The organism is Fulvivirga lutimaris, assembly GCF_009711525.1.
Classification (GTDB): Bacteria; Bacteroidota; Bacteroidia; order Cytophagales; family Cyclobacteriaceae; genus Fulvivirga; species Fulvivirga lutimaris.
Window position 1 is genome coordinate 13,789 of the sequence record NZ_SMLV01000373.1, and the last position, 9,152, is coordinate 22,940.

A 9,152-nucleotide genomic window follows, 5' to 3' on the forward strand; every position below is an offset into this window, starting at 1 on the left:
AAGGCTCCCTGATAGACATACCAGTCTATAGCAAAAAGCACAGCCAACAGCAGAGATATCACTAAGATTCTATTCATCTTTCAACTAGGCAACAGCGGCTTGAACCTTTTTGTTAGCCTTTCTACCCCAAATCCAGAACTTCATCCTATAAACAATAGTAAATAGAACAGGTACAATGATCAGTGTTAGGAAAGTAGCTACAATCAATCCGAAGATTACTGTCCATGCTAATGGCCCCCAGAATATCACATTATCACCACCCATATAGATCTTAGGATCAAACTCTGTCACTAATGAGAAGAAGTCAATATTTAAACCTATCGCTAAAGGTATAAGGCCTAATACAGTTGTAATAGCAGTAAGTAGTACCGGACGCAACCTAGCCTTTCCTCCTTTAATAACAAGTTCCTTCACCTCTTCCTTGGTGAGCATTTCACCAGAATCCATGTCGCGGTCCTCCTTCTTTCTATCGATCAAGAGCTGTATATAGTCAAGCAATACCACACCATTATTTACCACAATACCTGCTAGAGATATAATCCCCATCATAGTCATCATAATAACAAATGACCAACCTGTAATCATCAACCCGCCAAATACCCCGATAAAGCTCAAGAATATTGCTAGAAGTATAATCAAAGGCTTAGAAACACCACCGAACTGGAAAATCAGAATAAGAATAATCAAGCCTAGACCACCGAAGAAGGCACTCATTAAAAAGGCCATTTGCTTGTTCTGCTCCTCGATCTGTCCCGTATAGTCTACCTTAACTTCCTTAGGCATGTCCTTATATTCCTGCATCTCTTCCTGAATTTCAGAAACAATAGCAGCCGCGTCAGTAAAACCAGGCTGAAGACCTGAATAAATAGTTACTACTCTTTTGTTATCTCTATGCTTAATGGCGCTAAAAGCTGAAGTGTTTTTCTGAGATGCAACCGCAGAAATAGGCACTTCCTTAATTCGACCAGAAGACTGATCTCTAAAGATTATATTTTGGTTAAAAAGAGCACTGGTGTTATATCTGATGTCTTCATTAAATCTCACATTGATGTCATAATCCTCTCCATCCTTCTTATAAACTCCAGCCTTTTCTCCAAAGAGAGATCTTCTCAGCTGGTTTCCAACCTGCCCAACAGCTACACCTAATTCACCCGCTTTTTCCCGGTCTACTACCACCTGCATTGAGGGTTTCCCTTTATTAACATCAATTTTCAACTCTTCAATACCTGCTATATTTTTTGTATTAATAAAGTTTCTGATCTTCTCAGCTTCTACAATTAATTGATCATAGTCAGGACCTTCAAGTTCAAGGTTTATTGGATAGCCTGCTGGTGGTCCCGCTGCATCTTTCTCTACCGAAATAGCGACACCAGGATATAAGCCTCTTAAGGCTTCTTGCACCTTAGCTCTGAGCTTCTCAGTGTCTTTACCTCTTCTATACTTATATTCGCGCATCGATGCCGTGATCTTTCCTCTATGAGGCATCTCTGCTGAAGAACCACCGTCAGTCTGCGGATTACCAGCACCTTCCCCAACTTGGGAAACAGAAGACTCTACCAAGTAGTTATATCCGTCATCCATATACTCCCCATCATTGATTACACCGTAAACTTGCTCTTCAATTTCTTTAGTAAGAGCATTAGTTTTTTCAATGGCAGTACCTTGTGGATATTCTATGTAAACAATGATCTGGTTAGGCGTATTATCTGGAAAGAATTCAATTTTTGTCCTTCCAGAACCAACTGACATTCCAAAACTCATAAATGCAGCAATCAGCATAAAAACAGTTACTCCGAAATACCAATACACATTGTTCTTTTTCAAGGCATGAGCAATTCTTCTCTCGTACCAGTTTTCAAATTTAACCAAGGTATTTCTTTGAAAATGATTTGCGACCCTCTTAATGGCATACTTATATAACCACAATAAAATAGCTGTAAAAATCATGATAGTTCCCAGGCCTCTCATAGCACCTCCTACTACCAGAATAAAGACTCCGAATACTGTCAGTAATAGCGAAGTTCTTATCAGTTGCTTAGTTTTTAACACCTTATTACCCACTTCCATAAACCTTGACACCAGCATGGAGTTCATGAAAATAGCTACGAACAAAGACGAACCTAGAACTACTGACAGTGTAATTGGGAAGTAAATCATAAACTGACCAAAGATACCTGGCCACATTCCTAGTGGAACGAAGGCCGCAACGGTAGTTGCTGTAGAAATAATAATTGGTAAGGCTATCTCGCCAATTCCTTTTTTAGTAGCTTCTATTCTACTCATCCCTTCTTCTTCCATCAAACGATATACGTTCTCAACCACCACAATACCATTATCAACAAGCATACCCAGACCCATAATAAGTCCGAACAAGATCATTGTGTTTAGTGTGTAGCCTAATGTAGATAGTATCATGAAGGACATGAACATGGACATCGGTATTGCGAAACCAACGAACAAGGCATTTCTAAATCCTAGGAAGAACATTAAAACTGTAACCACCAGTAGGATACCAAAAATAATATTATTAACAAGATCTTCTACCTGATTAAGTGTCCTTGATGACGAATCGTTTGATATAGAAATTTCCAAGTCTTGAGGAAAAGTATCTTCCTGTGCTTTGGCTATAATATCTCTTATCTGACTGGCCGCCTCAATCATGTTTTTACCGGCACGCTTTTTAACATCAAGCATAACTACGCTCTTGCCAAATTCACGTGCAAATGTTGTTTTCTCTTTATCACTAAAGCTTACTTCGGCAACATTCTTTAAGTAAACAGGGGCGCCATTTTCAGTTTTAACAACAAAGTTTTCAAGTTCAGATGGTTTCTCTATCTCCCCTAAAATTCTGATTGTTCGTCTCTGACCACTAGATTTTAAATTACCAGCAGACATGGTCATGTTACCATTACCCAAAGCTTGCGTTATATCACCAAAGCTCACTTTGGCAGCCATCATCTTATAGATGTCTACAGCTACTTCTACCTCCTTCTCCTGCGCTCCTCTAATATCTACTTGCTTTATTTGAGGTAAGTCTTCAATCTCATCTTCAAGATACTCACCAAACTCCTTCAACTTGTCTACCGGATAATCACCAGTTATGTTGATATTCATAATTGGTTGCTCTTCTGATAAGTTAAGGTCAAACACATTAGGCTCTACCTTAGCACCATTAAATAAAGGCCAATCTTCACCTGCTTTCTCGCCATCCACTTCATCCTTCACCTTCTGCTTGGCTGCTTCAACAGTAATGTCCTCATCAAACTCCACCGTAATAATTGAATAGTCTTCTTGTGAAGTAGAAATAATCTCCACCACATTACTTATATTCTTTAGCACATCCTCTAGCGGATCTGTAATAAGCCTTTCTATATCTTCTGCAGTATTACCTGGAAAAGGCGTACTGATATAAATTTTCGTTTCCTTGATCTCAGGAAAATCTTCCCGAGGCATAGCGAAATAAGAGGACAATCCGATAAGGAAGAACATTGCGATCATCACCCAGATCACAGACGGATTATCAATGGCCCACGAAGCCAATCGAAACTCTTTATCTACTTTCTTTTTTTGATTACTCATTTCGGTTATTTATTTAAAATTTTAACCTGTTGATTATCTTTTACACTTCTTGCGCCTTCTTCAATTATGTTATCACCAGCTTTTAAACCTGACAGCACTTCCACGAAATCTCCCTGAGTTTTGCCAGTAGTAATAATATTTTTCTTGGCGGTTCCAACATTGTCCTTAACACCTGAAGCGATATATGCATACTGTTCCCCCTCTGCATTCTCAGAAACTATACTCTGAGGTATAAGGATTGCCTCCGGATTGTTATAATCGTTGATATGAACCTTAGCCGTCATATTTGGCTTAATTTTACCATCAGCGTTTGGCACAGGCACTTCAACAGTAAATGATCTGTTATTTGGGTTAATATAGTTACCAGTCTGTCTTACTTTAGACTCAATAGTTCTATTCAAGATTGGAAAGAACACCTTAACCGCTTTGCCCGGAACAACATTAGCTATGTAAGATTCAGGAACATCAACCTCAATGTACATGTCTGATAGGTTAACAATTCTGAACACTTCAGAACCCGGGCCTGCTGGTGCAACCACTGTACCCTGGTCTTTGATGACATCATCTATAATGCCTGAAAAAGGTGCTCTTATAGAAAACTTACTTAGCTGACCTTTGAACTGCTTCACATTGTTTTCAAGCGACTCATAATTAGCTTTGGCCTGCAAGTATTGAATCTCAGTACCTATCTTTTGTTCCCAAAGTCTCTCCTGTCTTTTAAAAGTTGTTTCAGCAAGTGCCAATTGAGTTTCCATTTGTACCAATTGGCTACTCATACCTCCATCATCAATAGAGGCTAACATTTGTCCTTTAGATACTCGCTGTCCCTTTTTAACATAAACCTTTAAAAGTGTACCTGCCGCTTCTGGATAGATTAGTACATTTTGCTCAGTAGTTACATTTCCCTGTAACTCCACATAGTGGTCAAAATTTGTGACACTAGCTTTATGAGTAGTAACTAAAGATAATTTTTTGTCACCCACTTTTTCACCAATTGCTGCATCTAAAAGAGCAATTTCCTCTTCCAGACCAGATAGCTGTGATGCTAATTCTTTTTTCTTGGCTCTCAATTCCTCCAAATTTCCATTAGAAATTATGGTGCTTACAGAACCTTCATCCTGATTTCCGCATGCTGACATCAGCACGATAACCAGTAAAAATATAGTTGATGTTGATTTCATAGTTGTTGTATATCTAGGGTGTTTTTTCATTTGTTAAGTCTTCCATATGCCTTTTCTAAATCTATTTTGGCTACGAGCGCTGAATACAAAGCATCGTAATAGTTAGTTTCGGCAGTTTTATAATCTGTATTTGAATTGGTTACTTCGAGGCTTGAGCCCACTCCTTCACCATATTTTATTTTAGAAACATTAAATACTTCTTCAGCTAACTGCATATTTTCCTTTTGGGCCGCCATATTATCAATGGCTCGATTGTAGTTAACTGTAGCTTGCTTAATCTGTATATCAATATTGCTTTTTAGCAATTCAAATGAATTCTGGATCTGATCAGACTGTATTTTCTTTTGTTGAATTATATTGCTCTTTCTAAATCCGTCAAAAATTGGAACGTTCATTCTTACACCAACAACGCCTACCTCAAACCAGTTGTCGCTGAAATTGAATAAATCAGAAGTTGATTGAGCACCTGCCGTTGCACCTACTCTGCCATATAAATCTAACCTAGGCAAGTATTGAACCTTAGTATTCTTAATATCCAGATTGGTTAATTCATCGTTGGTCTCTAGCTGACTATATTCTATGCGATCAGAATATTTAAATTCCTGACTAAAGTCACTCTCAATAGTTTGAAATTCAATGGTGCTCAAATCATCCACTAAAGTGATGGTGTTCGTTTGAGGCATTCCCATTTGAAACTTTAACAAAGCTTTTGATAGCTCATAAGTCTGGTCAAAATTATTTTTCTCAACCTTTATGTTATTAAATTGAACCAGAATCCTGTTTACATCAATATTTTCAGCAAACCCATTTTCATTCAAGGCTTTTGTGTCTCTCAGTAAACTATCAAGTCTTTCATAGTTCTTATCAACTAAAGCTTGACGCTCCTTCATAATTATTGTTGAGTAGTAAGCCTTAGTAACTGCCTCAATTACATCTATGGTTGTTTTAATTTCATCCTTGCGTGATAGTTCAGTAAAGGTTCTGGCAGCTTGTAAACCAACAAAGTATGATCCGTTAAAAATCATTTGCTCTATTGATACCGTAGCTGACCCAGTATATTTTGTACCAAACTGCGCTGGAAAAACACTTGGGTCGCCTAAATCTCTAGATGGAATAACAGATTCCTGAAAAAGCACACCGTAAACTGCTGGTGATATAAAGTCAGGTATCGGTGTAGTCTGAATCTTGAAATTGTAAGCTAAGTCAACGTTACCTGTAACTTGCGGTAACCCATCTGCCAATGTCTGTTTAACTTGCTTTTCGGCAATTTGTCTACTTAGACCATTGTTCAATAAATTCTGATTGTGCTCCAAGGCATAATCAATACACTGTTGCAATGAGTAACTCATTACTTCCGAATCATCCTGCGCCCTTATATTAAAGGTGCTAATGATAATAATGAATGCGGTAATAGTTATTTTTTTAAGCATTCCTGATTTATTTATGTTGGTTTGAAATTTCACTGTCGATGTGTTTTTGATATAATTTTCTTCCTTTTTCGGTCACGATACCATGAACGAAGTGGTTAAAAAACTGTAGTTGCAAGTCCCTTAAATTATATTGATCAGCCGGAAATACATCTTCATCAAATGCAAGCTGAACAAGCTCTACCCTTAATCTGGCTAGAATATCAGGATTGAGATCTTCTCTGAAATAACCTTCAGCCATTCCTCTTTTAAGATTTTCCATTACCTGATTTTTGATATATTCATTTTTAAAACTTAGCCAGACCTTCCATGCATTAGGATGATACTTTTGCATATCAAAGATTAATGAAGGCTTCATATCCTTGAAATCCTGACGCATGCATTTTGATACCTTGACTAACTCCTCAATGGCATTACTTGTATTGTTAAATATTTGATCGTATTCCTGTTTCTCATACTCCAGATGTTTCTTCAATGACAACGATACAATCTCATCTTTGTCCTTGTAGTACTGATAAATTGTCTTTTTTGAAATGGAAAGGTGTCTGGCAATGTCGTCCATCGAAACGCTTCGTATTCCGTACTTTTTGAACAACTCCCCTGCTCCTGTTATTATCTTTTCTTCAATGCTCATGCGCCTTCTTTATTTGATCACAAAACTATGGAAACTTTTAACATATTTAAAGTTTCCATAGTTTATAATGTGCCTAACGGCTCATATATCAATAGGTTACAGTAGATTGAATAAATTTTTGTTAATTATTTTTCAGTGTTTTCAAGGCTTTGAGGATCTTCATTTTCGAAATCGTTTGTTCTTCCACAATTCCATTTATTAGCCCATTTTTCTTTGAAAGCCACTCGCTCTTCCGGAGACATATCTTTAAATTTTTGCTTCCAATCACCTCCCCATTTTGAGGGTCCAGACTTATGTCCTCCTCCTTTGAATCCTCCAAAAAGAATTTTGGAAAGCAGTATCAGACCAAAGGCCTGCCAAAAAGTAACTACAGGACCATTAAACAATTCTGGAATCAACCAATTCCACAAGTACATTACCACTGTCACGAATACAAAAATCACCACAGGGATAATTAGTATCGCAAATAAAATCTTCTTCCCTTTCGAATATCTCATGATTATATCTCTTTATATATTTCTTCTAATTTTTTTCTCAATGCCAATACAGCATATCTCTTCCTTGAAATAAGTGTATTAATAGGAATGCCTAGCTTCTCTTCAATCTGTTTGAAACTATAGTCTTCCAATTCATGAAGTATAAAAACCTCCCTTTGCAATTCAGGTAATTGATCAACCGCTGTCATTATTTCCTCTGAAAGTATCTCCTGAAAATATTTCTCCTCTGGAGTCTGCCCAAGGTCTGGCAAAATATCTTTGAGCATCAAAGGTGCATTCTCATCATCGTCTTCTTCATTTAAAGTAACCTGATTGCTGCGCACCTTTCTATATCGATACAGATCAATAATCTTATTTGCAGCTACTCTGAAAAGCCAGGACGAGGCTTTCTCGATGGTTTGAATTTCACCACTATCAACAAATTGCTCCAACACATCCTGCAAGATATCTTCCGCATCTTCCAGATTACTTACTCTAGACTTGATAAAACCAAGAAGTCTTCCTCGCTCTTTATTAATTGTCTCTTCCTGCCTTTTTTTCATGGAGTAGGTTAATATGGAAGTGTTTTGTTCGGCCATCTGATTTATAAGTCGGATGACTCCGGAAAATATTTTATATGTTTAAAAATAATTTATGACTAGTCACTTTTTAACATACGAAGATCACGTCATCCACTACTATAAAATGGGTAATGGCATTAAGACAAAACTGGCATTTCATGGCTTTGGTTTAGATGGCAGCAGTTTTAAGCCCATTGCTGATTCTTGGTCAAATGTATATACAATATACAGCTTTGACCTTTTTTATCATGGTAAAAGTCATTGGGGAGAACCAAACAACAAATTAACTAAGCAACAGTGGCAAAAGATTTTACAAGCATTTCTTCAAAAAGAAAAAATCAATGACTTTTCTTTAATGGCCTTTAGTCTGGGAGGAAAGTTTGCACTAACCACCCTTGAATTATTCCCTGATCAGATTAGAGAGATAACCTTTATCGCCCCCGATGGAATTAAAACACAGATGTGGTATAACCTAGCCACCTATCCGTTGATTTTCCAAAATTATTTTAAAAGCATGATTGTTAAACCGAACAGGTTCTTAAAAATATTGAACCTTGTTAAATCAATAGGCCTGTTAGATAAGAGTATTTCTAAGTTCGCTGCCTCACAAATGAACTCGGCAAAAAAAAGAAGGCGGGTTTATTATTCATGGGTGATCTTTAAAGACTTAAAGTCTAATATGAATCATATTAGTAAACTGGTAAACGAAAATGACATTGAAGTCACCATGTTTTTAGGAAGCTACGATAAGATAATTACTGAGGCCGGAATGAATAAGTTACTTCATAAACTAAAAAACTATGATATTCATTTACTGGAATGCGGACATAACAACCTAATTCCTCATGTAGCTGCATTTTTAAGACAAATTGAGTAGTTTTCCGCTTGTAAGCAGAAAAACAGATGAACGCAAGAGTTAGAAACCACTTAATTTCTTTAGCCCGCAAGGGAGATTCTCCAATCCCCTACAGACGACTTATTAATCAAACCGAACTTGGTCTTAATCTCGATATCAAGCATGAGAAGCAATTACTAGGAGAAATTCTTGATGAGATTTCAGAAGACGAGCATGCAGATAAGCGACCACTTTTAAGTGCACTCGTTCAAGATAAAAGAAATGGGCAGGGCGATCGCTTCTTCAAACTGTGTGAGCGTTTGGAGATGGGCGAATGGAAAGAACTTAAAAAAGACGAAGACTTCAGAAACGAGCAGGTAGAAAAGTGCTATGCTTTCTGGCAGGATGACAAAAACTATAAGAAGTTTTTTTAAAGTTT

8 protein-coding genes are annotated in these 9,152 nt (G+C 37.2%); 2 read left to right on the forward strand and 6 right to left on the reverse strand.

Annotated elements, in window-relative coordinates; translation table 11 throughout:
- Window positions 1–84 precede the first annotated feature (84 nt).
- From E1140_RS10595 to E1140_RS10620, 6 genes are all read right to left on the reverse strand, one after another.
- Window positions 85–3,579 (reverse strand): efflux RND transporter permease subunit, encoded by a 3,495-nt coding sequence (locus tag E1140_RS10595; protein ID WP_155182956.1) that lies wholly within the window; start codon window positions 3,577–3,579, stop codon window positions 85–87.
- Window positions 3,580–3,584: 5 nt separating this feature from the next.
- On the reverse strand, window positions 3,585–4,790 hold the full coding sequence (locus tag E1140_RS10600; RefSeq protein WP_221412677.1) for an efflux RND transporter periplasmic adaptor subunit: 1,206 nt from the start codon (window positions 4,788–4,790) through the stop codon (window positions 3,585–3,587).
- Entirely contained in the window at window positions 4,787–6,190 is a 1,404-nt protein-coding gene (locus tag E1140_RS10605; protein ID WP_155182962.1) for a TolC family protein, read from the reverse strand. Before E1140_RS10605 ends, E1140_RS10600 begins: the two co-directional genes overlap by 4 nt.
- 7 nt (window positions 6,191–6,197) lie before the next feature.
- Window positions 6,198–6,821, reverse strand: a complete 624-nt coding sequence (locus tag E1140_RS10610) for a TetR/AcrR family transcriptional regulator (RefSeq protein WP_155182965.1) — start codon at window positions 6,819–6,821, stop codon at window positions 6,198–6,200.
- Window positions 6,822–6,946: 125 nt separating this feature from the next.
- Window positions 6,947–7,318 carry a hypothetical protein gene (locus E1140_RS10615; RefSeq protein ID WP_155182968.1) on the reverse strand — a complete coding sequence of 124 codons (372 nt, stop codon included), beginning with the start codon at window positions 7,316–7,318 and terminating at the stop codon, window positions 6,947–6,949.
- A gap of 2 nt (window positions 7,319–7,320) precedes the next feature.
- The gene (locus E1140_RS10620; RefSeq protein WP_155182971.1) at window positions 7,321–7,860 is read right to left on the reverse strand and encodes an RNA polymerase sigma factor; all 540 of its coding nucleotides are present in this window, start codon (window positions 7,858–7,860) and stop codon (window positions 7,321–7,323) included.
- Between the two features lie 91 nt (window positions 7,861–7,951).
- Here E1140_RS10620 and E1140_RS10625 point away from each other — a divergent pair, with 91 nt between their 5' ends.
- A complete protein-coding gene (locus E1140_RS10625) occupies window positions 7,952–8,755 on the forward strand; it encodes an alpha/beta hydrolase (RefSeq protein ID WP_246202804.1) in 804 nt (267 codons plus the stop codon).
- A 26-nt stretch (window positions 8,756–8,781) separates the two neighbouring features.
- The gene (locus E1140_RS10630; protein ID WP_155182975.1) at window positions 8,782–9,147 is read left to right on the forward strand and encodes a hypothetical protein; all 366 of its coding nucleotides are present in this window, start codon (window positions 8,782–8,784) and stop codon (window positions 9,145–9,147) included.
- Window positions 9,148–9,152 lie beyond the last annotated feature (5 nt).

Bases quoted from the DNA above. Each gene is read 5' to 3' on its own strand.
- E1140_RS10615 (WP_155182968.1), bottom strand. From the start codon at position 7,318: ATGAGATATTCGAAAGGGAAGAAGATTTTATTTGCGATACTAATTATC.
- E1140_RS10605 (WP_155182962.1), bottom strand. From the start codon at position 6,190: ATGCTTAAAAAAATAACTATTACCGCATTCATTATTATCATTAGCACC.
- E1140_RS10595 (WP_155182956.1), bottom strand. From the start codon at position 3,579: ATGAGTAATCAAAAAAAGAAAGTAGATAAAGAGTTTCGATTGGCTTCG.
- E1140_RS10600 (WP_221412677.1), bottom strand. From the start codon at position 4,790: ATGAAAAAACACCCTAGATATACAACAACTATGAAATCAACATCAACT.
- E1140_RS10610 (WP_155182965.1), bottom strand. From the start codon at position 6,821: ATGAGCATTGAAGAAAAGATAATAACAGGAGCAGGGGAGTTGTTCAAA.
- E1140_RS10630 (WP_155182975.1), top strand. From the start codon at position 8,782: ATGAACGCAAGAGTTAGAAACCACTTAATTTCTTTAGCCCGCAAGGGA.
- E1140_RS10625 (WP_246202804.1), top strand. From the start codon at position 7,952: ATGACTAGTCACTTTTTAACATACGAAGATCACGTCATCCACTACTAT.
- E1140_RS10620 (WP_155182971.1), bottom strand. From the start codon at position 7,860: ATGAAAAAAAGGCAGGAAGAGACAATTAATAAAGAGCGAGGAAGACTT.